The sequence below is a fragment of the Winogradskyella sp. ECml5-4 genome (assembly GCF_036903175.1).
Classification (GTDB): domain Bacteria; phylum Bacteroidota; class Bacteroidia; order Flavobacteriales; family Flavobacteriaceae; genus Winogradskyella; species Winogradskyella damuponensis.
Genome location: NZ_JAYJLF010000078.1, coordinates 1 through 736 on the forward strand (window position 1 = coordinate 1; position 736 = coordinate 736).

At 31.4% G+C, this 736-nt stretch carries 1 protein-coding gene; it reads right to left on the reverse strand.

What is annotated here, in order from left to right; all coding sequences use genetic code 11:
* Positions 1-138: 138 nt before the first annotated feature.
* On the reverse strand, positions 139-736 hold a 598-nt coding region (locus VDP25_RS17725; protein ID WP_334471987.1), incomplete at its 5' end, for an RDD family protein.

The window sequence follows — 736 nt, forward strand, 5'->3', positions numbered from 1 at the left end:
CGGTTTTGTGTATGGTTAGTTGCGTGGTTAGGCAACTAAGTTAGCAAACATTTACGAACCCGTGAAAATTCCGCAGGAATTTTCGCAAGTAAGCTCAAAAAAGCAATTAACTATACACGTTGTTGGCAAATCGTTTTTTTAATTCATATTCGGCATTAATAAACTCAAACCATAAAAGTAAATTACTCCAATAATTATAATTCCGATAAGATTTAATTTCAGAGTTTTTCTTTTAAAGTCAGTCCAAATCGTTTTTAATTTTTCTTTTTCAGAAACGACAACCTTGGTATTTGCTAAAAAATCGCCAATTCTCCTTTCAGGATTTATCAATCCAACAATAACTTCTAAAGGCCAAGCAACAGCAATTGTCAAATTCCGCACAAAGCATTGTAATTCAGATGCTGATTTTTCAGTTTTCCGATTAATAACTTGATATCCCAAAATCCGTTTTGCAGGACTTTTTGCATTAAAAAAATCTTTATTTAGATAGATAAACATCATAAAAAAGAAAATCACAGAGAAAGTTCCGTTTCCAATTTCCAATATTCCATTTGCTTTTAAAATCATTAGAATAATCATTGGTGGAACAATTACAAGAGTCATAATGAAATGGTCTAATAGCATACTTAAAATTCGGTTAATTCTTGGGTTGCTATTCGCAACTTTAGAAATTCCATCTACTATTATTCCATCGCTATTATTGTTCGTTTCTGTCATTCTCAAATGTTTGCCAACG